Origin of the sequence: Paenibacillus tepidiphilus (assembly GCF_008635795.1) — a bacterium.
Lineage (GTDB): Bacteria > Bacillota > Bacilli > Paenibacillales > Paenibacillaceae > Paenibacillus_AQ > Paenibacillus_AQ tepidiphilus.
The window spans coordinates 20,075-45,686 of record NZ_VWRQ01000035.1 but is presented as its reverse complement, the minus strand read 5'-3'; the positions used below and the strand labels follow the sequence as shown (position 1 = coordinate 45,686).

General features: G+C 54.1%; 24 protein-coding genes, 1 rRNA gene and 1 other RNA gene. 4 read left to right on the top strand and 22 right to left on the bottom strand.

All coding sequences use genetic code 11. The annotated features are described in order from the left end of the window. From F1379_RS28150 to rpoE, 15 genes are all read right to left on the bottom strand, one after another. Positions 1-373: ribosomal RNA gene (locus tag F1379_RS28150) — 16S ribosomal RNA — on the bottom strand; the annotation flags it as partial. A gap of 292 nt (positions 374-665) precedes the next feature. Beyond that, positions 666-932: a pro-sigmaK processing inhibitor BofA family protein gene (locus tag F1379_RS28145; RefSeq protein WP_150275790.1), complete on the bottom strand. Its 267-nt coding sequence runs from the start codon at positions 930-932 to the stop codon at positions 666-668. Positions 933-953: 21 nt separating this feature from the next. After that, positions 954-1,211, bottom strand: coding sequence for a hypothetical protein (locus tag F1379_RS28140; protein WP_150275789.1), 258 nt, complete (start codon positions 1,209-1,211; stop codon positions 954-956). A gap of 154 nt (positions 1,212-1,365) precedes the next feature. Continuing rightward, the gene (gene recR / locus F1379_RS28135; RefSeq protein WP_150275788.1) at positions 1,366-1,965 is read right to left on the bottom strand and encodes a recombination mediator RecR; all 600 of its coding nucleotides are present in this window, start codon (positions 1,963-1,965) and stop codon (positions 1,366-1,368) included. A 37-nt stretch (positions 1,966-2,002) separates the two neighbouring features. Continuing rightward, positions 2,003-2,314: a YbaB/EbfC family nucleoid-associated protein gene (locus F1379_RS28130; protein WP_150275787.1), complete on the bottom strand. Its 312-nt coding sequence runs from the start codon at positions 2,312-2,314 to the stop codon at positions 2,003-2,005. A 48-nt stretch (positions 2,315-2,362) separates the two neighbouring features. After that, on the bottom strand, positions 2,363-4,132 hold the full coding sequence (gene dnaX, locus F1379_RS28125) for a DNA polymerase III subunit gamma/tau (RefSeq protein WP_150275786.1): 1,770 nt from the start codon (positions 4,130-4,132) through the stop codon (positions 2,363-2,365). Between the two features lie 137 nt (positions 4,133-4,269). Beyond that, an RNA gene (gene ffs, locus F1379_RS28120) (signal recognition particle sRNA large type) lies at positions 4,270-4,537 on the bottom strand. 214 nt (positions 4,538-4,751) lie between these two features. Continuing rightward, on the bottom strand, positions 4,752-4,949 hold the full coding sequence (gene rpmE / locus F1379_RS28115; protein WP_150275785.1) for a 50S ribosomal protein L31: 198 nt from the start codon (positions 4,947-4,949) through the stop codon (positions 4,752-4,754). A 111-nt stretch (positions 4,950-5,060) separates the two neighbouring features. Next, positions 5,061-6,341 carry a radical SAM family protein gene (locus F1379_RS28110; RefSeq protein WP_150275784.1) on the bottom strand — a complete coding sequence of 427 codons (1,281 nt, stop codon included), beginning with the start codon at positions 6,339-6,341 and terminating at the stop codon, positions 5,061-5,063. A 24-nt stretch (positions 6,342-6,365) separates the two neighbouring features. Next, positions 6,366-7,724: a transcription termination factor Rho gene (gene rho, locus F1379_RS28105; protein ID WP_150275783.1), complete on the bottom strand. Its 1,359-nt coding sequence runs from the start codon at positions 7,722-7,724 to the stop codon at positions 6,366-6,368. Between the two features lie 131 nt (positions 7,725-7,855). Beyond that, positions 7,856-9,109 (bottom strand): UDP-N-acetylglucosamine 1-carboxyvinyltransferase, encoded by a 1,254-nt coding sequence (locus F1379_RS28100; protein ID WP_150275782.1) that lies wholly within the window; start codon positions 9,107-9,109, stop codon positions 7,856-7,858. Positions 9,110-9,323: 214 nt separating this feature from the next. Next, positions 9,324-10,178, bottom strand: coding sequence for a class II fructose-1,6-bisphosphate aldolase (gene fba / locus F1379_RS28095; RefSeq protein WP_150275781.1), 855 nt, complete (start codon positions 10,176-10,178; stop codon positions 9,324-9,326). Between the two features lie 235 nt (positions 10,179-10,413). Further along, positions 10,414-10,800 (bottom strand): response regulator, encoded by a 387-nt coding sequence (locus tag F1379_RS28090; protein ID WP_150275780.1) that lies wholly within the window; start codon positions 10,798-10,800, stop codon positions 10,414-10,416. A gap of 293 nt (positions 10,801-11,093) precedes the next feature. Then, the gene (locus tag F1379_RS28085; protein WP_150275779.1) at positions 11,094-12,701 is read right to left on the bottom strand and encodes a CTP synthase; all 1,608 of its coding nucleotides are present in this window, start codon (positions 12,699-12,701) and stop codon (positions 11,094-11,096) included. 307 nt (positions 12,702-13,008) lie between these two features. After that, positions 13,009-13,566 (bottom strand): DNA-directed RNA polymerase subunit delta, encoded by a 558-nt coding sequence (rpoE, locus tag F1379_RS28080; protein WP_150275778.1) that lies wholly within the window; start codon positions 13,564-13,566, stop codon positions 13,009-13,011. Positions 13,567-13,988: 422 nt separating this feature from the next. On the opposite strand from rpoE, the gene F1379_RS28075 reads away from it, so the two are divergent. Next, the gene (locus F1379_RS28075; RefSeq protein ID WP_150275777.1) at positions 13,989-15,155 is read left to right on the top strand and encodes a S8 family peptidase; all 1,167 of its coding nucleotides are present in this window, start codon (positions 13,989-13,991) and stop codon (positions 15,153-15,155) included. A gap of 79 nt (positions 15,156-15,234) precedes the next feature. On the opposite strand, the gene argS is transcribed toward F1379_RS28075, so the two are convergent. The 6 genes from argS to F1379_RS28045 form a co-directional block, all read right to left on the bottom strand. Further along, complete coding sequence (gene argS / locus F1379_RS28070; RefSeq protein WP_150275776.1) at positions 15,235-16,920, bottom strand: arginine--tRNA ligase; 1,686 nt, start codon at positions 16,918-16,920, stop codon at positions 15,235-15,237. Next, positions 16,917-17,360 carry a YwiB family protein gene (locus tag F1379_RS28065; protein ID WP_150275775.1) on the bottom strand — a complete coding sequence of 148 codons (444 nt, stop codon included), beginning with the start codon at positions 17,358-17,360 and terminating at the stop codon, positions 16,917-16,919. Before F1379_RS28065 ends, argS begins: the two co-directional genes overlap by 4 nt. A gap of 191 nt (positions 17,361-17,551) precedes the next feature. Beyond that, positions 17,552-18,226: a GNAT family N-acetyltransferase gene (locus F1379_RS28060; protein WP_150275774.1), complete on the bottom strand. Its 675-nt coding sequence runs from the start codon at positions 18,224-18,226 to the stop codon at positions 17,552-17,554. Between the two features lie 20 nt (positions 18,227-18,246). Continuing rightward, positions 18,247-18,924: a GNAT family N-acetyltransferase gene (locus F1379_RS28055; RefSeq protein ID WP_150275773.1), complete on the bottom strand. Its 678-nt coding sequence runs from the start codon at positions 18,922-18,924 to the stop codon at positions 18,247-18,249. Between the two features lie 12 nt (positions 18,925-18,936). Further along, positions 18,937-19,794: a carbon-nitrogen hydrolase family protein gene (locus F1379_RS28050; protein ID WP_150275772.1), complete on the bottom strand. Its 858-nt coding sequence runs from the start codon at positions 19,792-19,794 to the stop codon at positions 18,937-18,939. 218 nt (positions 19,795-20,012) lie between these two features. Next, a complete protein-coding gene (locus F1379_RS28045; protein ID WP_150275771.1) occupies positions 20,013-21,182 on the bottom strand; it encodes a WD40/YVTN/BNR-like repeat-containing protein in 1,170 nt (389 codons plus the stop codon). A 190-nt stretch (positions 21,183-21,372) separates the two neighbouring features. Between F1379_RS28045 and F1379_RS28040 the strand changes: the two genes are divergently transcribed. The 3 genes from F1379_RS28040 to F1379_RS28030 all read left to right on the top strand — a co-directional run bounded on the left by F1379_RS28040 (position 21,373) and on the right by F1379_RS28030 (position 24,929). Further along, a complete protein-coding gene (locus F1379_RS28040) occupies positions 21,373-23,445 on the top strand; it encodes a transglycosylase domain-containing protein (RefSeq protein ID WP_150275770.1) in 2,073 nt (690 codons plus the stop codon). A gap of 98 nt (positions 23,446-23,543) precedes the next feature. Continuing rightward, a complete protein-coding gene (locus tag F1379_RS28035; RefSeq protein ID WP_150275769.1) occupies positions 23,544-24,218 on the top strand; it encodes a DNA-3-methyladenine glycosylase in 675 nt (224 codons plus the stop codon). Between the two features lie 234 nt (positions 24,219-24,452). Further along, the gene (locus F1379_RS28030) at positions 24,453-24,929 is read left to right on the top strand and encodes an AbrB/MazE/SpoVT family DNA-binding domain-containing protein (protein WP_150275768.1); all 477 of its coding nucleotides are present in this window, start codon (positions 24,453-24,455) and stop codon (positions 24,927-24,929) included. A gap of 113 nt (positions 24,930-25,042) precedes the next feature. Here the strand turns inward: F1379_RS28030 and F1379_RS28025 are convergent, their stop codons facing one another. Further along, positions 25,043-25,549: a YwhD family protein gene (locus tag F1379_RS28025; RefSeq protein WP_150275767.1), complete on the bottom strand. Its 507-nt coding sequence runs from the start codon at positions 25,547-25,549 to the stop codon at positions 25,043-25,045. Between the last annotated feature and the right edge of the window lie 63 nt (positions 25,550-25,612).

The following is a 25,612-nucleotide window of genomic DNA, read 5'->3' as shown; positions in this document are numbered from 1 at the left end:
TCCCTACTGCTGCCTCCCGTAGGAGTCTGGGCCGTGTCTCAGTCCCAGTGTGGCCGTTCACCCTCTCAGGTCGGCTACGCATCGTCGCCTTGGTGGGCCGTTACCCCACCAACTAGCTAATGCGCCGCAGGCCCATCCCTTAGTGACAGATTGCTCCGCCTTTCATTCTCCCGCCATGCAGCAGAAGAAATTATCCGGTATTAGCTACCGTTTCCGGTAGTTATCCCAGTCCAAGGGGCAGGTTGCCTACGTGTTACTCACCCGTCCGCCGCTAAGCTAATCAGGAGCAAGCTCCCTCATAACTCCGCTCGACTTGCATGTATTAGGCACGCCGCCAGCGTTCGTCCTGAGCCAGGATCAAACTCTCCAATAAGGTATTGAAAGAGCGATAGCTCATTTTGAAACTGACGAGAATAAATTCTCATTTTGGAATCACCGAGGTGATTTCCGATACTCACTCGTTGTTCAGTTTTCAAAGATCAATGTCTCTTTTTCTTCATCGCCGCTTGTCAGCAGCGACCTTTATAATTTACCACACATGGCTCGTTTCAGTCAAGCGTTTTTTTAATTTCTTTTTCGCTTATCTGCCGGCAAGTTATCCAGAGGATATCTTGTCCGAAGGGCCGAGATATAATGTATCACAGAACAATAAGCTTCGTCAACCTTTAAAACAAAGATATTTTCAATCCAATCAGCATGATCACTCCCGGAAGCCCCAGAACCGTTACTGTACCGATAGTCGCCGGATTAAGCGGGAGGTAAATATCCGTGAGCAATCCTGAAAAATTCACAATATAGATCCCTAAGGCAGCAAGGATTAAATGGGTTCCGAACACCGTAAGCCAGGCAAAACCCAATTTTTTTCTGAGAACAACAAACAGAAGAAGCAATCCTGACACAATCAATATAATAAGCGCTGCCGTTCTTTCCACGATCCCCCATCCTCTCTGTTCCTACATTTGACTGCGGTTTAAACCAAGAGTCTTAGCATGCTTTAGATGGATCTGATACTTGCGCTCCGCCGCCTCCAGTATATAGATGGCATAGTCAATCTGATCCTGGCCCCTCGCTTCATCAAACATTAGATAAGCCCTTTCCCATTCTGCCTGTGCTTTACGGACATCGAGGTATGCATTCCAGTTCTCTTCCAGCGCAGCTTCATTGATACGAACCTTGCCGCTTCCCGGACGTTTCCATCTCCACCAACCCATCGTCCCTTCCCCCCTCTTATCTGCAATGAAGCGGGCTTATCCCGCTTACTCATTCATATAGAGATCGGGACAAACTTAGAACAGGTTCATCAACGTAAATTGTTCGCAAAAAAAAGAAGCCCCAAGGGGCTTCCTTCCGGTGAACACCGCTGCATTAGAATAGCTCTCGCCGGCCTTCCAGCGCTTTGGACAGAGTCACCTCATCCGCGTATTCCAAATCGCCGCCTACGGGGAGACCGTGGGCAATTCTGGTGATCCGGATATCAAAGGGCTTCACCAGCCGGGAGATATACATCGCAGTAGCTTCACCTTCAATATTCGGATTAGTCGCCATAATCAGCTCCTTCACACGCTCATCGCTAAGCCGGGTCAATAGCTCCTTTAGCCGGATATCATCCGGTCCGAGTCCTTCCATCGGAGAAATCGCCCCTTGGAGTACGTGGTAATACCCATCGAACTCTTTGGTGCGCTCTATGGCAACAAGGTCTTTGGAGTCCTGCACCACGCAGATCACTGAGGCGTCGCGAGTCTTATCCTGACAAATACGGCAGGGATCGGTGTCGGTAATGTTACAGCAGACCGAGCAATAATGAAGATTGCGTTTCACGCTGACCAGCGCCTTGGCAAAATCAATGACTTCATCCTCTTTCATGTGCAGCACATGAAAAGCGAGCCGTGCAGCGGTCTTCGGACCCACTCCCGGCAAACGCGTAAAAGCTTCGATCAGCTTGGCTAACGGTTCTGGATATTGCAAATGATGGATCTCCTTTAAACTTAGGGTGGAATCCGGCTTAGAACAGGCCTGGAATCTTCATGCCACCGGTGAATTTGCCCATGTCATTGTTGGCCAATTCTTCGGCTTTGGTCAATGCGTCGTTCACTGCAGTCATCACAAGATCCTGCAGCATTTCTACATCATCCGGATCGACTGCTTCTGGTTTGATCTGGATGGAAAGCACTTTCTTGTGGCCATTGACCTCAACGGTAACAACGCCGCCTCCGGAAGTGCCTTCAATGGTCTTGCTGCCCAGCTCTTCTTGTGCCTTGAGCATTTGCTCCTGCATCTTCTTAACCTGTTTCATCATTTGATTCATATTGTTCATAGGTCGTCTCTCCTTTGGAATGCGCTTTCCGGCGCTAATGAGTTAAGTTTAATCTTTTATGACAACAAGGTCTTCACCAAAAAGCTGGATCGCCTCGTCAATCCATGGTTCGGCCTGGGATTCCGGACTCTCATGCTCATGTTCAAGTCGCAGCTCCTCGGTTCCGGGCTTGGCCGCCGACTTCTGGGCAGCTTCGTTCCAGTCACGCATCATCATTGTAACCAGGCGGTAGGGCTTACCCAGACGAGCAGCAAAAACCTGCTCAATGACCTGCCTGTTCGTCGGTTTCTCCGTCGTTTCGCGGTGAATCGTATTCTTGAAGGCAACCAGTACCGCATCTTCCATTACGGACACAGGCTCTCCGTCCACGAACCAGGCGTGCACCGTGACCTTCTCATCCTTCACGCCCTGCAATACAACGCCCCACTGCTTAAATACAGCGGTAGAATCAGCGCTGTCCTTCGCCGCAATAAACTTCTCCAGGTGCGAAGGCAGCTTGGAGGCAGAGGATACACGGGGTGCCGGACTGGCCGCAACCGCTGGCCTCTGACCGGAAGCTTGCTCGCGCCCGCCGGATATACCGCCGGATTGAAGGGCTTGTTCCAGCTTCTTCTCCATGGCAGCCAGCTGCCGCTTGAGCTGCTCCAGTTCACCGGAGGCGGCTCCGGTCTCACCGCCCGCTGACTCCCTCATCCCGGCTGCAGAGGGGGAGACAGATGGCTGGACGCCATCCTGCCGCAAGCTGCAAAGCTTCATCAGCGCCACCTCAAATAAGGTTTGCGGATGGGTTGCATACTTCATCTCGCCAAGATAGCGGTTCAATGTATCGATGATCTGAAACAGCCGTTCCCGGGAGAATCCGGCGGCCATATCACGGAAATCAGCCGGATTCAGCACACGATCCGTCAAATGGTCGGCGCCCGGCACCATCTTGATCATCAGCAAATCGCGGAAATAATACAGCAAATTCTCCAGGCATTTATCCGCACTCTTACCTTCGAGCATCAACTGCTCCACCAGCTCAAGAAGCAGACCCATATCGCCTTCCAGAATAGCTGCAGCCAGCTTGGCAAACTGCTCCGAGGGAATTCCTCCGGTCATGCCGAGAACCTGCTGATAGGTTACATTGCCATCTGTAAAAGAAGATATCTGGTCCAGTATGCTCAAGGCATCGCGCATCCCGCCGTCCGAAAGACGCGCAATATACTGCAGAGCCTCCGTATCAGCCGAGATGTCTTCCTTCCGGCAGATCTCCTCCAGGCGCTTGGTCTGCTCCTCCAGGGAGACCCGGCGAAAGTCAAAGCGCTGGCAGCGGGATATAATCGTCGCCGGCAATTTATGCGGTTCAGTCGTCGCCAGGATGAACATAACATGCGGCGGCGGCTCTTCCAGCGTCTTCAGAAGCGCATTGAACGCTTCCGTTGTCAGCATATGCACTTCGTCGATAATATACACTTTACGGCGCACTTCGGTTGGCGCATATTTGACCTTGTCCCGCAGGTCGCGTATTTCTTCGACACCCCGGTTAGAGGCGGCATCAATTTCCTGCACATCCATAATATTGCCCGCCGTAATCCGCAGACAGGAGGGACATTCGTTGCAAGGCTCAGGTCCCGGGCCCCGCTCGCAGTTGACCGCTTTGGCGAGCACTTTGGCGGCGCTCGTCTTGCCGGTCCCCCGTGGTCCGCTGAACAGGTAGGCATGCGAAACCCGCTGTTCCCGAATCGCATTCTGCAGCGTTTGGATAATGTGCTGTTGTCCTACCATGTCTTGAAACGACTGCGGCCGCCAGGCACGGTACAGCGCAATATGTTCCACTATGCATTACCCTCTCTCGTGCTGCCGCTTTCCGGCATTTTATAGCTACTTTATTATACTATATTCCCCAGAATATGACCAAAAACAAAAAGCATCTTCGCTTACGCAAAGATGCTGTCATTTATCGATATCATAAACCGTGCACCTGTTATTGATGACCGCGATCCAAGCGGCAATCCTGCACGACTGCTCGGGCTAGGCCACCCTCCGGCACAAAAGCAAACTTGCTTATGGCTGCTTCCTTCCGGACCTGACCAGGTTCACAAGCGCTCATTGCGGAGGACCCAACCGTCAACACAGCGCACAGGGACCAGACCTCACATCGACAGCACCTCTAACAGGAATTCAACCTCGCTACAGCGGATTGCGAGTTACAGGGCACCGCTACCTCCCCGTCTAGCACGGCGAAGTTAAGTATAGCCCAAGCTACAGCAAAAAGCAACCCGCACCCATTGGCGTAGCACTGTCTAGTTATTGAAGAAACCCGGTGTATAGCGGTTTTGTAGAGTCCACTTTATAAAAATTAACATATTTCCCACCAAACAAGGAAGCAAAAGAAACCCCCGGCTGCGAGGGCCGGGGGTTAGTCCAATCTTTAAGCCCATGGAGGGCTGTATGATTAGATACCGTATTTCTTCTTGAATTTATCAACGCGACCGCCGGCATCCACAAATTTCTGCTTGCCTGTGAAGAACGGATGGCAGTTGGAGCAAATTTCGACGCGCAGTTCTTGCTTAACAGAACCGGATTCGAACGTATTGCCGCATGCGCAGGTCACTTTGCCAATATGATACTTTGGTTGAATAGCTTCTTGCATTATATTCACCTCTCATGCCCTAAGCCTCATGCGGACTCAGAGTTATTAAAACGCACAATAGTTATCTTAGCACGAATGAAAACACTCTGCAAGATATTTGCATTTCAGATTTCAGGGCTGCTGTACCGGCCGCTGTTTGGGACGGGCTTGACCTGGAGGCGGAACGTGGGTGTAGGACCCAATCACCACATCCGGCAGCTCCGAGCGGAAGATCTCAAGCATCGTCTTCATGCCAAGGATTTCCCCTTGAGCTGGTGGAATAAGCTCCAGGTAGCTCTCCGGGTCAATATTCAGATTACGCATCTGAATAAGCTTCAGGTCAGAGCGCCGGACAAATTCCACCATCGCTTCAATCTCTTCCTCACGGTCGGTTACGCCGGGGAAGATCAAGTAGTTAATGGAAGTATACACCCCTTGGGATGCGGCATATTTCAAGGATTTCTCCACATTGGCTAAAGTGTAGCCGCGTGGCTTGTAATATGCATTGTAGTGACCGTCCAGCGCGCTGATTGTACTGACACGCATCAAATCGAGGCCAGCATCCACAATGCCCCGGATATGATCGCTCAGTCCGGCATTGGTATTGATGTTAATATAGCCCATATCCGTGATGGAGCGCACTTCACGAATGGCTTCAATGATCAGCTTGGCTTGTGTAGAAGGCTCACCTTCACAGCCTTGCCCGAAACTGATGATTGACTGTGGTGTCTTCAAATGCTCCAGCATCACTTGGGAGATCTCGCTTACGGTCGGACGGAAGTTCATCCGGGTCTGCGGTGAGACAAAGCCGCTGTCATCCGGCTGCTCGGAAATACAGCCGAAGCACCCGGCATTGCAGGAATACGAGACCGGAACCGCGCCTTCCCAGCGGTTAAGGAAGGTATTGGACGAGGTCAGGCATTCATAACCGAGCGCACAGTTGGACAAATGACTGTAGAGACGGTTCTCCGGAAATTTGTCCGTATATTTGCCCACTGCCGCTTTCACATCTTCCCGGTCGCAATGGAGCGGATTCCACTGCTCGGGGTCATCGGTTGGATCGGCAGCTACATAGAATTTCCCATCCTTCCAAACCACAGCTGAATAGCCAAAGAGCGGAAGCTTATACGACTTGTCTGTCTTGACATAACCGGGTAGACAGAGCCGGGTGAAGCCCTGCGGCAGCAGCGCGCCTACAGCCTGCGAGCCTTCCGGCAACGGCAGCATCTCGCCGGTTGCGGGATTCATGCCTACGGCCAGCGTGTTCGGCAGTCCGACCAGGGTTGCTCCTTCCGGCAGCGGAATCAGCTCTTCCTCCAGTATCTCCACGATCATATCCCCGCTGCGGGCTAGCCCGTACAGCTCAGGATGATCATATACGTTTCCTTGCCCGTCGGCATATACCAAATACATGTCTATCTCCTCTTGTTAGGTTTCTCAGGTTGTAGGTACTGTCGGTGTCTTAGGGCGCGTTGTTCGGCGCGCGCCTGCTCCGCTGTTCGAAGTTCCGCCACTGCTCGCGGTGCCGCTTGCCGAGGCGTTCTCTCTGCCTCCGGCCACATCGAAGGAAGCCAGGAATTCGGCGTTGGTCTTGCTGTCGCGCAGCTTTTTGAGGAAGCCTTCTACGAAATCATAGGATTCGTTCATATTCTTGCGGATTGCCCAGATGGTATCGAGCTCTTCTTTGGTTAACAGCACCTCTTCGCGGCGTGTGCCGGAACGGCGGATGTCGATAGCCGGGAAAATACGGCGCTCAGCCAGCTTGCGGTCCAGATGCAGCTCCATATTGCCTGTGCCTTTAAATTCTTCATAAATAATGTCATCCATACGTGAACCCGTATCAATCAGCGCCGTCGCCAGGATCGTCAGGCTGCCGCCTTCCTCCACATTACGCGCAGAGCCGAAGAAGCGCTTTGGCCGATGGAACGCCGCCGGATCAATACCGCCACTGAGTGTCCGGCCAGAAGGCGGAACGACAAGGTTATAGGCCCGCGCAAGACGGGTGATGCTGTCCAGCAGAATGACTACGTCCTTCTTATGTTCAACCAAACGGAGAGCGCGCTGCAAAACAAGCTCGGCTACCTTGATATGATTCTCCGGAAGCTCATCAAAGGTAGAAGCGACCACCTCGCCCTTTACGGAACGCTGCATATCGGTTACTTCCTCCGGACGTTCATCAATCAGCAATACGAACAGTTCGATCTCGGGATTGTTGGCGGAAATACTGTTGGCGATTTCTTTCAGGAGGAGCGTTTTCCCTGCTTTGGGAGGTGCTACAATCAAGCCGCGCTGCCCCAAACCTACAGGAGCAAGCAAATCCATGATACGGGTAGACAGATGAGTAGGGGATGTTTCAAGCTGCAGCTTATCTTGCGGATAAAGAGGTGTCAGTGCCGGGAAATGCAAGCGCTCGGCTGCACTGGCCGGATTCTCGCCATTGACGGCATTGACTTGCAGCAGTCCGAAGTAACGTTCGTTCTCTTTGGGTGTACGACATTTTCCGGATACCAGGTCACCGCTTCGAAGATCAAACTTGCGGATTTGCGATGCTGAAATATATATATCTTCCGGACTCGGCAAGTAGTTGATCGGTCTCAGGAATCCATAGCCCTCAGGCAGAATTTCCAGTACACCTTCCATAAACATGAGGCCGCTCTGCTCTGCCTGCGCCCGCAGGATCGCGAAGATCAGCTCCCGCTTCTTAAGTTGACCGTAGTAGGGAATCTGGTATTTCTTGGCCAGCTTATACAAGTCGGTCAGCTTCATTTCTTCCAGATCGGAAATTTGAAGATCCATGTAATAACCACCTATTCAATTTTATATATAAGTCTAGTAAATGCTCATTAGGATAGGATTACCCAATTTGGAAGGAGATATGCAGTAATCAAGAACATAAATCTCCTTCCGCCTGTGGAATTCACCCGATCCTATTCATTCTCGCGCCAGACCTCAGCCCCCATTTGACGCAGATTACCTACCAGGTTGTCATAGCCGCGGTCGATAAATTCAACTCCGGTGACTTCGGTAATCCCGTCCTCCACGGTGAGGCCGGCAATAACCAAAGCCGCACCGGCACGCAGATCGGCAGCCTTAACCTTGGCTGCATTCAATTTGCTGCCTTCAATAATCGCTGACCGGCCTTCCACCCGAATCTTCGCTCCCATGCGCACAAGCTCAGGCACATGCTTAAAACGGTTGCTGTAGACGGAGTCGGTCAACACACTGACACCCTCAGCCTGCGTCAGCATGCTCGTCATCGGTGACTGCAGATCAGTGGCGAATCCTGGATAGACAAGCGCCTTAACATCAACATGGTCATATCTAGACCTGCCGATGACACGGATGCTTTCGTCCAATTCCTTGATCTCCACACCCATTTCCAGCAGCTTGGCCGTTACTGCCTCCAGATGCTTCGGTATTACGTTATCTATAAGCACATTGCCGCGCGTAGCCGCTGCGGCGATCATGTATGTTCCAGCTTGAATCCGGTCGGGAATAATGGAATGCCGGCAGCCGTGCATTTCGCTGACACCCTCGATCCGGATGGTTTCAGTTCCGGCACCCTTAATTACGGCGCCCATCGAGTTTAGTAAGGTAGCTACATCTATAATCTCAGGCTCTTTGGCCGCATTTTCGATAATGGTAGAGCCTTTGGCCCGTGAAGCCGCCAGCATGATGTTAATTGTGGCTCCTACGCTGGCTACATCCAAATAAATCTTGGCGCCGCGCAGTTCCTTTGCATAGAGATGGATAGATCCATGATCATTCGTTACTGTTGCACCCAGCGCCTCAAAACCTTTGATATGCTGGTCGATCGGACGCGGCTCAAAATTGCAGCCGCCCGGCAAGCCAATGGTCGCTTCTTTAAACCGTCCTAAAAGCGCTCCCATCATATAGTAAGAGGCCCGCAGTTTCTTGACGGGTCCATTCGGCATAGGAATGGAGACAATACGGGAGGGATTGATTCTCATCTGGCTGCCTGACCAGGAGACAGTTGCGCCAAGCTCTTCCAGAATTCCGGCGTAAACAGCTACATCGCTAAGGGACGGCAAATTATCCAGAACAACTTCCGATTCGGCCAAAATCGCCGCAGGAATAAGCGCGATCGCGCTATTCTTGGCACCGCTGATCGTTACAACGCCCTCAAGCGGACGTCCGCCGCCAATCATTAATTTTTCCATAGATTTATCTGTTTCCCCCTACGTGTATTGCGCTTACCCTGGCAATACTTGCTGTGGCTAATTTGGTGAATAAAATGGAAAGACACCGGCTAAGCGGTGTGCTTTCCATATCAGAATATTCGGGTGGACAGCCTGAAATAACCTGTCCTTATCCTCTGATGCTTCAAAAGCCAAATTTGGCTTATCTAAAAACAGAAAACAGACTACAAACAGCTTACGCCTTGTTGTTGGAGCCGAATTCGCGGATTTTGCCGATAACTGTTTCTTTGATCGCTGCGCGTCCTGGTTGGATGAAGGTACGTGGATCGTAAGCATCCGGCTTGGCGGCCAGAACTTCACGAACAACCTTCGCAAATGCGATTTGGTTCTCGGTGTTCACGTTGATCTTGGAAGTACCCAGGGAAATCGACTTCTGGATGTCATGCAATGGAATGCCTGTACCACCATGAAGCACGAGCGGCAGATTAACTGCATCGCGGATCTCTTCCATTTCCTTGAATCCAAGGTTTGGTTCACCGAGGTATGGTCCATGTACGGAACCCAGAGCAGGAGCCAGAGTGTCAATACCGGTTTCCTTCACGATGCGTACGCATTCGTCAAGGTTAGCGTATTGGATGCCGCCGATAACGTCATCTTCCTGTCCGCCTACAGTACCTACTTCAGCTTCAACGGAAACGCCTTTGGCATGTGCATAATCGACAACTTTCTTGGTCATTTCAATGTTCTCGTCGATTGGATGGTGGGAACCGTCGATCATAACGGAAGTAAATCCGGCGTCGATGGCTTCTTTACATTTGTCAAAGCTGGAGCCATGGTCCAGGTGAATGGCAACAGGAACAGTAATCTTCATGTCATGGATAAGGCCTTCAACCATCTTCACAACAGTGTAGAATCCGCCCATGTGACGAGCTGCGCCTTCGGATACACCCAGGATAACCGGGGATTTCTCTTCTTCTGCTGCACCGAGAATCGCTTGTGTCCACTCGAGGTTGTTGATGTTGAACTGCCCTACGGCATATTTTCCTTCAAGGGCTTTGTTTAACATGTCAGTCATAGATACTAATGGCATGGTTTCAATCCTCCTAAATTTTAGGTTGCTTTTATGAAGCCGACATCGCATACAGGCCTATTATAGCACATCCTGTGTTAAATACTAAATAGGACACGCAAAAAAACGTCCCGGTGGGACGATATCCATCCAGCCCGCTTAGAGGCACACCGGTCCCTATTATTTTGTCCATAAGCACCGCCATCCAAACAATGGAAGCTGGGGCGCCTGGCTTCATTCCTGCAGGATTAAAACGCTAGCTGCATTGGTCCACAGAATTGTTATGCAAGTGCATATTTACGGCCACCCGCATTTCATCGATATCAAACGGCTTGGTAAAATGCATAAGCGCGCCCAGCTTGGTCGCTTCCTTGATCATATCAAGCTCGCCGTAAGCCGTCATCATAATGACTTTGATCGCCGGGTTAATCTCTTTCAAATGCTTCAGAATCTCCAGCCCGTCCATTCCCGGAATTTTCATATCGAGCAGAACCAAATCTGGGGATTCACTGCGGACGATATCCAGTGCCGTTTTTCCGTTAGCCGCCTGATATGTGGCGTACCCTTCGCTGTTAAAGACTTCCATGAGAAGAATTCGGATCCCGTTCTGATCGTCGACAATTAACACTTTCTTTTTTTCCATATCATACCCTCCCAGATATAAGGCAGATTGTCTTTACCGCGTCCTTGCACAGCTAACGGCCCCCAACCAAAATATCTACACGAAACCTATTATTCGTGCTTTCCAGTCAAATTCCTGCTAATTGGTTAAAATGCGTACATCAATTCCAGTTAATGTATGAGTTTTCCCAGATATTCTATGAAAAAAAAGAAAGGATTTGCCGTCGACAGGAAGGTCGGAGAGGATCGCCTTTCTAAAAGAGCCCCGTCCGGGGCTCCTTTAGTCCACATGCTGTGGCAGCGATGATCAGATGTTTACAGCTGTTCGGAATGCTTGAGGGAAGCTTTGACAAATTCACGGAAGAGCGGCTGCGGACGGTTCGGACGGGAAGTGAACTCCGGATGGAACTGTACCGACAGGAACCAAGGATGTCCCGGGAGCTCGACAATTTCCACCAGACGACCGTCCGGCGATGTTCCGGAGATGACCAGACCGGCCTTCTCGATCTCATCACGGTATGCATTGTTAAATTCGTAACGGTGACGGTGGCGTTCATATACCAATTCGTCGTCGTAGCACGACATGGCCAGCGAGTCCGGCAACAGCTTGCACGGATAAAGGCCCAGACGCATGGTGCCTCCCATATCTTCGATATCCTTCTGTTCAGGCAGAAGATCGATCAGCGGATGCGGAGTAGCCGGATCGATCTCCGAGCTGTTCGCGCCGGTAAGGCCCAGTACGGAACGGCCGTACTCGATAACCGATACCTGCATGCCCAGGCAGATACCGAAGAATGGCACCTTCTGTTCACGGGCATAGCGGATAGCCGAGATTTTGCCTTCGATACCACGGTCGCCGAAGCCACCGGGAACGAGGATCCCGCCAACACCGCCAAGCAATTCGCCCACATTCTCGTCGGTAACCAGCTCAGCGTCCACCCAACGGATCTTGACTTCGCTGTCCGCAGCAAACCCGGCATGTGAAAGGGACTCCACTACACTCAGGTAGGCATCGTGCAGGGCCACATATTTACCGACCATCGCAATCTCAACGGTCTTCTCCAGGTTCTGGATCCGTCCCAGCATGCTCTCCCACTCACGCATATCCGGCGCAGGCGTAGTCAGCTTGAGATGGTTAACGACAATCTCGTCCAACCCTTCATCGCGCAGATTGAGCGGAACCTCGTACAGTGTGGAAGCGTCGCGGCATTCAACCACTGCATTCGCATCAATGTCGCAGAATAATGCAAGCTTGGCCTTCATATCTTCGGTTAAAGGATACTCTGTACGGCACACGATCACATTCGGCTGAATCCCGATGCTCCGCAGCTCCTTGACGCTGTGCTGCGTCGGCTTCGTCTTCACTTCACCCGCTGCTTTGATGTAAGGAATCAGGGTAACGTGGATGTACATTACATTCTCACGGCCGATGTCGCTCTTGATCTGACGAATCGCTTCCATAAATGGCAAGCTCTCGATATCGCCTACAGTTCCCCCGATTTCGGTAATGACCACATCGGAGCCGGTCTCGCGGCCTGCACGGAATACACGTTCCTTGATTTCATTCGTAATATGCGGGATGACCTGTACCGTTCCGCCCAGATATTCGCCGCGGCGCTCTTTGCTGATAACGGAGGAATAGATCTTGCCTGTTGTAACATTGCTGTTCTTGGACAGGTTGATATCAATAAACCGCTCATAATGGCCCAGGTCCAGATCCGTTTCCGCCCCATCGTCGGTTACAAACACTTCGCCATGCTGATAAGGACTCATGGTTCCAGGGTCTACATTAATGTAAGGATCAAATTTCTGAATCGTTACCTTAAGCCCTCTGTTCTTGAGCAATCTGCCCAGCGAAGCGGCGGTGATGCCTTTGCCAAGGGAAGACACAACGCCACCCGTTACAAAAATATACTTTGTCACTGTAAAACCCTCCTAAATAAAGTCCAGAAATTCAGGCGACGCTTTTGTTTATCGTAACCCTTTTTTCCATCGTCAACACGGGGAACTTCAAAGTTGCTTCCGCCACCAAAAAAATAAAAGCGTCCTCCCGCAAATTTATGGAAAACCGCGTTTCTTGGCACCCAAAAAAAACAAAAAAGTGACACCCGTAGAGCCGGGGCACTTTTTGAATTCGAAACAATATTAACTTTCATGATAAGCCCATGCAATAGTTTACTCGACTGCACTAACGCATGTCAAGGGACGTTTTTGAGCTTATCGCGATATTCTAATATTCGTCGTTCTCGTCCTCTTCGCTATCCGCGTCAGAGTTCTCGTCTTCCTCTTCTTCCTCTTCTTCTTCGTCGAGGTCTTCGTCATCCAGCACTACTTCATCGTCAACGTCCTCTTCGCTGTCATCGTCGGAGTAAAGGTCGTCGCGGTCTTCGTCGATGGCGTCGAAATCCTCTTCGTCGGAAGCGTAGCTGTCGTCGTCTTCGGTGAAGTCGTCGTCTTCCAGATCGTCGTCTTCGTCGTTGATGATACGTGGACGCTTGGAGTTACCGACAGGATCATCAGAACGTTCCAGCGGATACCAGCGCTTCAAGCCCCACAGGTTGGTGCCGACGCAGGCAAAACGCCCGTCAATATTGATCTCGGTATATAACTGGGCAATTGTATCATTGGTTTCTTCTTCTGTCATACCGCGCAGCTTGGCCACTTCGACCATCAGGTCACGGTAATAAAAAGGTGTATTGGCCGCTTTAAGAACCAGGAAGGCCAGATCGACCATCGGCATTTCTCTAATCTTCTCAGGGTCCAGCTTCAAATTGAGTGGCGTACTCACTAAAGGACACTTCCTCTCACGCATTGATCACATTACCGTTAATCTCTATTTCATAATATCCATTAACAAACCTAAGTAAAACCTATTTAGAAGCAAATTGCAAGCGAAATGCAGGCCAAATCCGGAGAAGTCATGCAATCGTAAAATAACCCTGCACCGGGAGCTTATCCGACCTATGAGTGCGGTTACGAGAAAAAGGCGGAGGGAAGCCCTCCGCACATGACTGTATCCACGCCAAGGAATGGCTCCTTACGGGATGTTGCAATAGAGAACCTGCGCCCTCTTCTTTATTTTATGTACGGCGCAGTTTTTTGACACGAAGGGCAGCCTATTTCCTTAAAAAAGGGCAAGTTCCCATTCAGACATATGCCTCTCTTCATACAATATGTCAGCACGGCACCGAGGAGGGGACGGCGTAACCTATGGATTACTACGGATTTTGGCAGATGCTGCTTGAAGAGATGTCGGCTGCCCCCCATCATGCTGAGCGGCGCATCGTCACCTTTAATGATGCCCGCCACTATGCCGGCGCGCTGTCCCAGTTGAAGCTGCTGAAGGCCAAGCGGGCGGGGGTGGGGCGGATTCAGGTGGCTCCGCTGATACGGGCCTTTTTTGTGCCTGGACCCGGCGCCGAGAAGCTGATGGTCAAATATGCAGGCGCAGTATGTATAGAAGAGGACCTGCGCATTCAGGTTCATGCGCTTGCCGGAGAGAAGAGCGAAACCGCCGCTATGCCCTGGGGCGTCAAAGCTATTCATGCCCCGCAGGCCTGGTCCAAGTCAACGGGTGTACATGTGAAGATCGGTGTTATCGATACAGGAGCAGATTACAGGCACCCCGACCTCAAGCATTCGCTCGCTGCGGGCGTCAACCTGCTGCACCGCGGCATGCTGCCGCTCGACGACAACGGGCACGGCACGCATATTGCCGGCACGCTTGCGGCGGCGGGCGGCAACCGCGGCATGATGGGAGTGGCGCCCCGCTCGCTGATCTATCCGGTCAAAGCCTTCGACCATAACGGCTCGGCCTATGTCTCGGACATTGTGCTGGGTATCGACTGGTGCGTACAGAACAAGATCGATATTATCAATATGAGCTTCGGCATGAAGACGCGGAGCAAGGCGCTCCATGATGTGGTGATCAAGGCCTACCGGGCCGGCATCGCCATCATCGCCTCCTCCGGCAATGACGGCAAGCGGGGCGGGGATTATCCGGCCCGCTATCCCGAGGCCATTGCCGTCGGCGCTCTGGACCGAAGGCACCGCGTCGCGGCCTTCAGCAACCGCGGACCGTACATCGATGTGTACGGTCCTGGTGAAAGCGTGCCCTCCTGCTGGCTGAAGGAGGGCTACAAAGAGATGAGCGGCACCTCCATGGCGACCTCGCATGTCACGGGAGCCGCCGCACTGCTGCTCGCCCTGCGCCCCGGCGTATCGCCGCGGGAGCTGAAGCTGCTCCTGCGCCGCACGGCCATGCCGCTGCGGCTGCGCAAGGGCCAGCGCCGCTCGTCCCTCGGCGGCGGCGCAGCCGATGCCCTGCGCCTGCTGCGCGCAGGCGTGCGGGCCAGGCGGCGCGTGGCCAAGGCCTAGCGCCGCGCGGCCAAGGCGCAGCAAAGCCCCGTCCTCCCGGGCAAGCGGGAGGGCGGGGCTTTGGCTTGTGCGCCTAGCGTTACATGCGCTCCGGCGCGGTAACGCCGACCAGGCGCAGCACGTTGGCAATCGCCGTGCGCGTGGCGCCCAGGAGCGCGAGACGGGCCAGCGTCTGGGCGCTGTCCTCGGTGATGACGCGCTCGGCTTTGTAGTAGCTGTGGAACAGGGAAGCCAGATCGTAAACGTACCGGATCAGACGGTGCGGAGCATAGCTGTCCGCAGCGATAGCGATCTCGGCCGGCAGTTCGCCGATCTTGCGCAGCAGCTCGTATTCGTGGGAAGCCGTCAGCTTGGAGAAGTCGAGTCCTGACAGCTCCGGCAGCACGATGCCCTGCTCTTCCGCCTGACGGAAGATGCTGCAAATCCGCGCATGCGCGTACTGCACATAGTAGACCGGATTCTCGTTGGAGGTCGAAATCGCCAGATCCATGTCAAAGTCCAGATGCGAGTCCATGCTGCGCATCGTGAAGAAATAGCGGATGGCGTCGAGGCCCACCTCTTCCATCAGGTCCTCCATCGTTACCGCTTTACCGGTCCGCTTGGACATCTTGACCTTCTCGCCGTTCTGGAACAGGCTGACCATCTGGGCGATCAGTACCACCAGCTTGTCTGGATCGTTGCCAAGTGCGGACATGGCTGCCTTCATACGCGGGATATAACCGTGGTGATCGGCGCCCCAAATATTGATCATGGTATCATAGCCGCGGAGATATTTATCGTTGTGATAAGCAATGTCCGGCGTCAGGTAGGTGTAGGTGCCGTCATTCTTGATCAGCACGCGGTCCTTGTCGTCGCCGTATTTGGTTGTGTTCAGCCAGGTTGCCCCGTCCTTCTCATATACCTCGCCCCGCTCGCGCAGCTCATCGAGTGCACGCAGGACCTGTCCGTTCTCGTACAGCGAGGTTTCGCTGAACCAGATATCGAAGTTGACGCGGAAGCGGCTGAGATCGCGTTTGATCTTGTCCAGCTCTTTGGTCAGGCCGTAACTGCGCAGGAAGGCTGCGCGGTCACCCGGCGCCATCTCAAGGAGAGCCTCGCCTTGCTCGGCTACCAGCTCCTTGGCGAAGCCCTTGATGTCTTCGCCGTGATAGCCGTCTTCCGGCATTTCGGCTTCCTGGCCCAGCTCCTGGAGATAACGGGCTTCAATCGATCTGGTCAGATTGACCACCTGGTTGCCCGCATCGTTGATGTAATACTCGCGCGTCACTTCATAGCCGGCGAAATCCAGCAGATTGCAGAGCGCATCGCCGACGGCGGCGCCGCGGGCATGGCCCAGATGCAGGCTGCCGGTCGGATTGGCGCTGACGAACTCCATCTCCACTCTCTTGCCTGCTCCCACGTCAATGCGGCCGTAATTGTCGCCTTGCTCGGCAGCAAGCGCAATCACCGGGTAGAGGTAGCTCTTGGAGAGCGTGAAGTTGATAAAGCCCGGTCCGGCAATTTCCGCCTTCTCGATAGAAGCGCCTTCCGTGCTCAGATGCTCGATGATCGCCTCGGCAATCTGGCGGGGGTTGCGTTTGGCAAGCTTGGTCAGCTGCATGGCGGCGTTCGTGGCCAGATCACCGTGTGATTTATCCTTGGGAACCTCCAGCGTTATAGCGGGCAGGTCCTCTCTCGCCACCAGGCCGGCGGCGACCACCGCTTGGGCGATTGCTTCTTTGACCCGTTCATGGGCCAGCTGAAGCGGATTTAATGATTGTGTCATGATTGTGCTTCCTCCTGTATTTGCATACTGATCGCGAATTCCCCTGATAATGCTTCATATACATAAAGCTCATAGTCCCAGGAGACCGTCAGTGAACGGCCGCTGCGGACAATATCGAGCCTGCGGGTGTCCGTTGAAAGATTGAACTGGGTGTAGGGTGAACGGTAGAATCCCGGCTGGCGGGTTCCCGGCGTGAAAGACTGCTCGGACTCCACTCCGCCGTGGCGGATCAGCTTTAATCCGTTCGCAGATACTTTCAGCGTCGTGCGGACGGATACCTGCTCTCCTTGCGGTCCCTGCTGGATTTCCTCATAACGGATATACAGCACCTCACCCTTGGCAACGGCTTCTCCCTCTGCCTTAAGAATACTGCGCTCCCCATTCTGCGTACTCTCCAGAGTAATGGCGACTTTATATTTATCCGGCTGTATTTCAGGCATCTCGTGTTCCTCGCTTGTTCATCGCTTGTGTGTCTTGCAGTAATTGATGACCCTTCCCTAAGGGGCTCTGCTGGCGCACAGCTCCTGCCAGAAGGCTCATCCGCTTTCCCATTGTACACTATATCCAGTTCACACGGGCAATTCAATGCTGAATTTGGAGCCCCAGAAAGTTACCCTGTGATCAGTCATTGTCAGATCGGAAGCAGGGGCAGCTTATCCTGGGTGCGCAGCCGAGTGACCATATCCAGCCATTCCTGCGGCTTATTCTCCAGCACCGCGTAATAGCGGGTCAGGAAATCAGCCACAAGCTGCGCTTCAAGCTGCGTTTGCTCGTCATCCTGCGGCATGAAGCAGAGGTCCAGCCCGGCAACGGCTTCGCCGTCGCCCTGCCAGGACGGATGCACATAAGGAAACCCGATCCGCTTATAACCGAGGTGAGACAGTACTTCCCTGCGTACGAACGGGTCCATCGGCTTAATGCCGCCGAATTCATGCCCCTTAACACGGTAAGGATCATATATTTCTGCGAACATCCCGTACAGCGCTCCGCTTCCTTTGCCGCTGGCCAGCTGCTGCAGATCCTTCAGCCGGCTCTGGGCGAGGAAGCGGCCGATGCCCAGGCCTTCCCTGCCGATGATCGTGAAATCGGTCATCGCCACGTTCCAGTCGGAATAGTAACGGTATTCCGTCGTACCCACGACTACCCCATCCTGAACAGCGGCGAACACCCGGATGTCCGGGTCTTCCAGCGGCTCCTTCCAGAGGCCGTATTCCAGCACTTCCTCCGCCGGGAACACCTCAGATAGCAGCTGATGCACTTGAATGAACAACGGGTCCTCAATACTGTTGATGCGCACATATTCCATAAGATGATCTCCTCCGGGTTTCAGTTAGTATGGGCAAACGGATTGCGCCACTCCATGAGCGCCGCATAATTACACGATTCTTCATCATCAAGATAATCCGGGATTACACCGACCGGCGTACGCCCGCAGCGCAGCAGGAAGGTGATGACGGGATCGGCCAGCGTTCCGGCCACTGCCGCCTGCAAATAGGCTTCCGCGCTCATCTCCGCCGTCTGCAGGTGATATCCCGGCATGCGCCCGGCGCCCAGCAGCCGCTCCAGCTTCTGCTGGACAACCACGTGATACAGGGACTGGACCAGCTCCTTGCCCAGCCCCAGCTTGCGGTACTTGGGACGGACACACAGATCCGCTATATAGAGGGCGTTGCCGTCCGGTTTATGGGTGGTCAGGTAGCCGTCTGCCGTCACTTCCGACCAGGAGTGCTGCGAATCCGCGGTGCCCGGCTCATAATGAATCTTCAGAGCAGTCACCGAGCCGGCCAGCTCTCCGTTGACCTCCACAGCTAACGCGCCTTCGTGAAAAAGCGTTACATGATTCAGCAGCTGCTCCCGGTTCCATAACGATTCGGCCGGATAAGGAGGCGGAAATGCTTCAGCCTGGATGACGATCAGTTCGGCAAAATCTTCTTCATTATACTGGCGGATCACTGCAGGTACAGGAGTCTTGCCGTCAAACGCGTAAAAGGATTTGTAATACATTCGGCGCCTCCCCTAAGACCAGTCCGTATACAGGTCTGTTCTCCGGTCGCGCCAGGTGGTTACCGAGCCCTTGTCGCGCACGCGGTACAACAGCTCCAGATCCAAATCAGCTGTGATGATCATGTCCGAATTAATCTCGCCCTCGGCCAGCAGCCCCTGCGGCGGGAAAGGGATGTCGTTCGGAGTAATCACCGCGGCCTGACCAAAGTTAGCACGCATCAGGTCCACTGTCGGCAAGGAGCCCACCGTGCCCGTCAGTACCACATAAACCTGGTTCTCGATTGTCCGGGCGTGGCTCGTGTATCTGACCCGGTGAAAGCCGTGGCGGTCATCCGTGCAGGACGGGCAGAAGATGACATCTGCCCCCTTGGCCCGGGCCATCCGCACAATCTCCGGAAATTCAATATCATAGCAGGTCAGCATGGCGATGGTGCCTTTATCTGTCTCAAACACTTCAAGACCCTCGCCCGCTCCCATATTCCAGCCTTCGACCTCTGCTGGCGTAATATGAAGCTTGGCCTGTTCGGCAATCCGGCCATCCGGATAAAAGAGATGCGCCACATTGTAGAGCTTGCCGTTTCTGCGCAGCACATGGGTGCCTCCGATAATATGCATGCCGTATGTGCGGGCGAATCCGGAGAACAGCCCGCGGTAACGTTCCGTAAACTGCGGCAGATCCTCAATGGTCAAGGCATGACCCTGCCCGTCTCCGATGGACATCAGCTGTGTGGTCAGAAATTCGGGAAACAGCACAAAATCGGCGCTGTATTCATCGGCCGTCCGGATATAATGCTCGCATTGGGCGGCAAACTCCTCGAAGGAAGCTATGGTATGTAAATGATACTGCACAGCAGATACACGAATCGTCATGGAAGTACTCCTCCTAGCGGTTTTTCCTTGCGGACTTTAAAGTAACTAAAATTTTACCATACCGGCGGGCAAAAGCACACATGACCGGTTGGCGCGGCCGATTCACCCTGCTCAACAATTGCAGGATTACCGGTTCAATCCGCCTGGCATGAGCCCCGACCAAAAAGCGGCCCCAGCAAGGGAGCCGCTATAACACAACTATTCAATAGCTTTGAGCGTTATTCTGTGTCTTTAAAGGTAAGCTTGGCCTTCCAGCTTGCCCCGCCGTCCGCTGTCGCATATAGAGTACTGCCCTCCGGTCCTCTCGCCGCCAGCCAGCCCTTCTGCTTATCCACAAAAGAGATTATGCCTTCATATGCATCTATAGCCGGAAGATTGGTCCAGTCTTTGCCCCCGTTAAATGTGCGGCCTACCGCCACCTGTTCCCCGGCTGGAGAATACCCGACAAGAAAGGCTGTGCTTCCGTCCACAAGCTGCATGTTGCCCGGTTTGCCGGAAGCCGGCCCGGAGGTGTGCTGGGCCTGGCCGCTGCCCGGAGCAGCTCCGCCGCCAGCCGTTGACTCCGCTATGACCCGTTTAAAGTGCGCTCCACTGTCGGCGCTGGCATACAGCGAATATGAGGTCTGGGACATACCCGTTCCTCCATAGAGCAGCGCGTACACCTGAGCGCCTTCGGCATATACCCGCCCATATTCCGGATAGGCGTATTTCGCCTTGAATGCGAGGCTCCAGCTCTGGCCTCCGTTCACGGTCTTCATGACCCGGTAGCCTTCTCCCGGAGCCACTACAACCGCCCAGCCGCGCTTCCGGTCGGTAAACTCCGCGCCCCGGGTATTGGCCGGAGTCGAAATGCGGCTCCAGCTTGCTCCGCCGTCGGCTGTATAATACGTCGAGCTCCGGTTGTAGCCGAAGCCGTGCTTGCTGTCCTGAAACTCGATCCGTTCGAAGGTGACTGCCTGCTGCCCCAGACGTTTCCAGGTCGTTCCGCCGTCTGAAGTGGCAATCAGATAGCTCGCCGAGCCATCCTGCACGGAAGCCAGGGCCCAGCCGTGGACATTGTCGGGAAACGAAATCTGCCGGAAATTCCATTGTCCTTCATAAATCGTCTGGAATTGGCATCCCCCGTCCGACGTTCCGACCATGAAGCCGTTGCCGGCTGCCCGGCCCGTATCGCCGCTGAGAAAGCTGATATCATTAAACATTAACCCTCCGGCATCAGCCGCCTGCTTGGCCTGCAGCTGCTGCAGCAGCCCGTGGTCACCGCTGCCGCAGGCAGGTGCCGAAGCCGCCGCCTGCGCCGGTACAGCGGCACTCCCCAGGCTGACGGACAATAGTCCGGCGAGCAGCAGCGTTACCGTCTTGTTCCGTAAAGTATTCATCTTGTTCATGGTAACACCTCCTAGAATGTAATTACCCTTTCTTACGCACTTCTCTGTTATACTCCCCTCCCGCTGCCAGTTCCACTTCCAGGCGGCAACAAAAGAGAGACAAATTATTCACATGTCCGGCACCGTGAATATCTCTTCCTGTCCTACCCCATAATGGAAGTAACCGATGGTGAAAGGAGCCCGAACGCGCATGCCGCATGAATCTGCTAAAACCAAGGGCCGCAGCCGCCCTCACCGCCGAATCCTCCGGTTGTTGTCCGTCACGGCCGTGCTGGGTCTTCTTGCTACAGGGGGCCTGCTGGTATATCTGTATCAAAAGCCGCTGCCGCCTCTCGGGGACGACATCCGCTCGAAGCTGCTGGACTCCCGGGGCGAGGTGCTGGCTGCATTCACCAGTGATGGGCGCAGCCGTGATCCGGTGGAGCTTGCGCAGATATCGCCGCTCCTGATCAAGGCAACGCTGGCTGTGGAAGACCGGAAATTCTACGGGCATGTCGGCTTCGATATGAAGGGCATGGGGCGGGCCGTATTGGCCAATCTGGAATCGGGCGAACGCTCGCAGGGAGCGAGCACCTTAACCCAGCAGCTGGCGCGCAATCTCTATCTGACCCATGAAAAAACCTGGACACGCAAGGCCAAGGAAGCCCTTTATACCATGCAGCTCGAGATGAAGTTCAGCAAGGACGAAATTTTGAACATGTACCTTAACGAGATTTATTACGGTCACGGGGCCTACGGCATCGAAGCCGCCGCCCAGATGTATTTCGGTAAGCCGGCTGCAGAGCTGGACCTCGCTGAAAGTGCGATGCTCGCAGGCATCCCCAAGGGCCCGACTTATTATTCGCCGTATAACCATATGGAGAACGCCAAGAAACGTCAGGGCATTATCCTGTCGTCTATGGTCGATACCGGCGATATTACGGCTGAGCAGGCTTTAGCCGCCTCCGGCGAGACCTTGGCCTTTAAGCCCCGGGGAAGCCAGGAGACGGCAGCCCTCGCCCCCTATTTCCGAGACTATGTCCGCGCACAGGTGCTGCAGCTTCTGAACATCAGCACCGATGAGCTGGAGCAGGGCGGACTCCGGGTCTACACTACACTCGATCCGGACATGCAGCAGGCTGCCGAAGAAGCGGTCCGCAAAGGAATGGACGCACAGAGCGAGCTGGAGACGGCACTGGTATCCGTCGATCCGCGCAGCGGCCATATCAAGGCGATGGTCGGCGGCAAAAACTACCGGACCAACCAGTTCAACCATGCCTTGGCCACGACACGCCAGCCAGGGTCGTCCTTTAAGCCGGTTATGTATCTTACGGCGCTGTCTTCAAAGGAGATGACCAGCCTGTCCGTGTTCAACAGCCAGCCGACCCTCTTCCACTATGACAACAACCGCAAGACGTATCAGCCCCGGAATTTCGGTGATAAATACTTGGGTGAGATCAATATGCGCCAGGCTATCGCTGCTTCGGATAATATTTATGCCGTCAACACGATTATGAAGATCGGGGCCGACCAGGTGGCTGAAATGGCCGTCCGGATGGGAATCAGCAGCCCGCTGCAAAGCGTGCCCTCCCTGGCCCTCGGCACCTCGCCGGTCAGCCCTCTGGAAATGGCCTCAGCCTATGCCGTCATCGGCGGCGGAGGCGTTAAATATCCGGTGACTGCGATTCTGAAGATTACCGACAGCAACGGCAAGCTTCTATATGAGGCCCCGCAGCCGCAGGGCGAGCAGATCGTGGAGCCGGGTGCCTCCTACGTGCTGACCCGGCTGATGGAGGGCGTGTTCGAAAGCGGCGGAACAGGCAACCGTGTAGCCTCGATTATTAAGCGCCCGGTTGCGGGCAAGACCGGCACTACCGATACAGACGGCTGGATGGTGGGCTTCACGCCGGAGCTGGCCACGGCGGTGTGGGTGGGCTATGACAAGGGCCGGGAGATCTCCACAACAGACGGGCGGCGTGCCGCCCCCATCTTCGCCGAGTTTACAGAGAAGGCGCTGGAGAATGTGCCGCCCAAAATCTTTCCGATTCCCGACGGCGTCGTCAGCGTCTATATTAATCCGCAGTCAGGCAAGCTCGCTACGGCCGCCTGCCCCGAGAAAGAGCTGGAGACCTTCATCAGCGGCACTGAGCCGAAGGAATACTGCGATGAACACGGTGAAGAGGGCCAAGCTTCCTCCGGGGAGGAACAAACGCCGGCAAAAGCCGCTCCTGCTGAAGAAGAGCATTCGCTCTGGCGGGACATTAAGCGCTGGTGGATGAATTAGGCTGCCTTGCAGGCCATCCGGCTCCTGGGTTACGATGGGACAAAGCGTAAGGCGCAGCAGGCCTCGTCCGCTGCGCCGTGAAAGGTGCCGTGAAGCCGATGAATGGAAGCCAGAGCCAGGGAGACGCACAGCACGGGCCGCTGCTGTCCTCCGAAATCTACCGGCTCCCCGCACTGCAGGCCGCCCCGCTGCTCCTTGGACAGCATCTTGTGCGGCGTACGGAGGACGGGGAGATCCGCTGCCGCATCGTGGAGACGGAGAGCTACGGCGGCAGGGAAGACAAAGGGAGCCATGCCTACGGCGGGCGGCGGACCCCCAGGACAGAAGTGATGTTCAGCGCGGGGGGAACATCTTATGTATATCTGATTTATGGCATGTACCACTGCCTGAATGTCGTCACCGGGGAAAGGGATGACCCCCAGGCAGTACTGATCCGCGCCGTAGAGCCCCTAACCCCGGCCGACGCGGCACTCATGGCCCTATACCGCGGCACGGCTCTGAAGAAGCCGGCCGGACTGTCGGACGGCCCCGGCAAGCTGTGCCGTGCGCTGAGGGTCGACAAGAGCCTGAACGGCCTTCGCCTGGATCAGGCCGGCGGACCCCTTTGGCTGGAGCAGGGCGACCCGCCGCAGAGCCTGGACATTGTGCAGGCTCCGCGTATTAATATCCCTTATGCCGGGGAATTTGAGAAGCTGCCCTGGCGGTTCTATTTATGCGACAATCCCTTCGTTTCGGTACGGGACAAACAGGAGATAAAGTGGGCTCCGTATTAATTTATATAATTAATGTTTCGGCCGGTGCTATAGCCGGGTATAGGACTAAGAACCCCAATTCAGCCACAGCTCTCGGATACCCGAACGCTGTGGCTTTTGCCGTTTGCGCAGAATAAAAAAATATTGCAGAACCAGGCCTTTGAATGCGCTTTCCCCATATTCTAATCTGACAATTACTGTTATAATCAATGATATCCACATAAAAAAATAAATGTTGTAAATGAGGGACATGAGATGAAGGATACAGGCATGATCCGGAGTTTAGACAGCCTTGGCAGAATTGTGGTTCCCGTAGAAATCCGAATGACCCGCAATATCGATATCGGGGATCCGATCGAGTTTTTCATCCTGGACGATGAAGTTATTGTGCTCCGCAAGTACACCTCTACTGAATGCACGTTCTGCAGAAGCCTTGATCATGTAACCTATTATAAAGACCAGTTTATTTGCAACAGCTGTCTGAGGGAGCTAGGCGACCCCCACCGCCATGAGGAAGGGGAGTCCGTGCCGGCACCGCGCTTTGCGGAGGAGAGCACCGAGCCCAGCCGCGGCGGACGCCGTTCCAAGACGGAAGAAATGAGTCTGAAGCTTGAGAAAGCAATGGCGGAGCATCCATACGCTAACCAGAAGGAGTTGGCCGACGTCCTGGGAATCAGCCAGGCGCGGGTGAGCCAGCTCAAGCGCAAGCTGAGCGCTGCAGGTAAAGTGTAACCGCTTACTCAATTATCAGACCGTCCAACTATACAGCGAATGGACAACACAAAGGCTTGGCCGTTCATCTGCGGCCAAGCCTTTATGTTGGCATTCGGGCGGCGGTATTCCGCTCAGTCTGCCAATGCTGCCTTCAATTCTTCGGAAGAAGCCTTCCACCAGTCTTCATTGTGGGCAATAAGCAGCGATTTCAGCGCGGCCTTATTCTCCGCACTCAATCCTTCCACGATAATCTTCCGCTTCAGGGCTGCATCCAGCTTGTTTACATGGTCAGCCAAGATCTTCCAGCCCCGGCGTGCTTCTGTATCGATCCACATTTCACAGGCGGTAACCCCGCCATAGAATTGCCCCTCGGGTGTACGGTCTACAGCAACCCAGGCCACCCAGACCTGACGGCCGTTCGGGACATCCTCCCGGTTCATCGAGAACTTGATGCCCTTCTCCACCTTGCTCTTGGCATGCATGGCACCGATGTCGATAACCGCTTCACCGCCGTCAATAATGACCGGCGATACGTTGTTCAGGTCAATGGAGCCGGCGCCGAAGCCTTTATGTTTACTCTTTGCATTCACAATGTTTAAGGCAATCTGCTTCTTGCCCTCCGGTTGTATGTTATCCACATGTGCACATCCTTCCCTCTCGCTAATAATTTAATTTTAGCTAATAATGCGGCGAATGCAAAC

Bases quoted from the DNA above. Each gene is read 5' to 3' on its own strand.
- F1379_RS28140 (WP_150275789.1), bottom strand. From the start codon at position 1,211: ATGGGTTGGTGGAGATGGAAACGTCCGGGAAGCGGCAAGGTTCGTATC.
- F1379_RS28130 (WP_150275787.1), bottom strand. From the start codon at position 2,314: ATGAACAATATGAATCAAATGATGAAACAGGTTAAGAAGATGCAGGAG.
- rpmE (WP_150275785.1), bottom strand. From the start codon at position 4,949: ATGCAAGAAGCTATTCAACCAAAGTATCATATTGGCAAAGTGACCTGC.
- F1379_RS28110 (WP_150275784.1), bottom strand. From the start codon at position 6,341: ATGTATTTGGTATATGCCGACGGGCAAGGAAACGTATATGATCATCCT.
- rho (WP_150275783.1), bottom strand. From the start codon at position 7,724: ATGGATCTTCAAATTTCCGATCTGGAAGAAATGAAGCTGACCGACTTG.
- F1379_RS28100 (WP_150275782.1), bottom strand. From the start codon at position 9,109: ATGGAAAAATTAATGATTGGCGGCGGACGTCCGCTTGAGGGCGTTGTA.
- fba (WP_150275781.1), bottom strand. From the start codon at position 10,178: ATGCCATTAGTATCTATGACTGACATGTTAAACAAAGCCCTTGAAGGA.
- F1379_RS28090 (WP_150275780.1), bottom strand. From the start codon at position 10,800: ATGGAAAAAAAGAAAGTGTTAATTGTCGACGATCAGAACGGGATCCGA.
- F1379_RS28075 (WP_150275777.1), top strand. From the start codon at position 13,989: ATGGATTACTACGGATTTTGGCAGATGCTGCTTGAAGAGATGTCGGCT.
- argS (WP_150275776.1), bottom strand. From the start codon at position 16,920: ATGACACAATCATTAAATCCGCTTCAGCTGGCCCATGAACGGGTCAAA.
- F1379_RS28065 (WP_150275775.1), bottom strand. From the start codon at position 17,360: ATGCCTGAAATACAGCCGGATAAATATAAAGTCGCCATTACTCTGGAG.
- F1379_RS28060 (WP_150275774.1), bottom strand. From the start codon at position 18,226: ATGGAATATGTGCGCATCAACAGTATTGAGGACCCGTTGTTCATTCAA.
- F1379_RS28055 (WP_150275773.1), bottom strand. From the start codon at position 18,924: ATGTATTACAAATCCTTTTACGCGTTTGACGGCAAGACTCCTGTACCT.
- F1379_RS28050 (WP_150275772.1), bottom strand. From the start codon at position 19,794: ATGACGATTCGTGTATCTGCTGTGCAGTATCATTTACATACCATAGCT.
- F1379_RS28045 (WP_150275771.1), bottom strand. From the start codon at position 21,182: ATGAACAAGATGAATACTTTACGGAACAAGACGGTAACGCTGCTGCTC.
- F1379_RS28040 (WP_150275770.1), top strand. From the start codon at position 21,373: ATGCCGCATGAATCTGCTAAAACCAAGGGCCGCAGCCGCCCTCACCGC.
- F1379_RS28035 (WP_150275769.1), top strand. From the start codon at position 23,544: ATGAATGGAAGCCAGAGCCAGGGAGACGCACAGCACGGGCCGCTGCTG.
- F1379_RS28030 (WP_150275768.1), top strand. From the start codon at position 24,453: ATGAAGGATACAGGCATGATCCGGAGTTTAGACAGCCTTGGCAGAATT.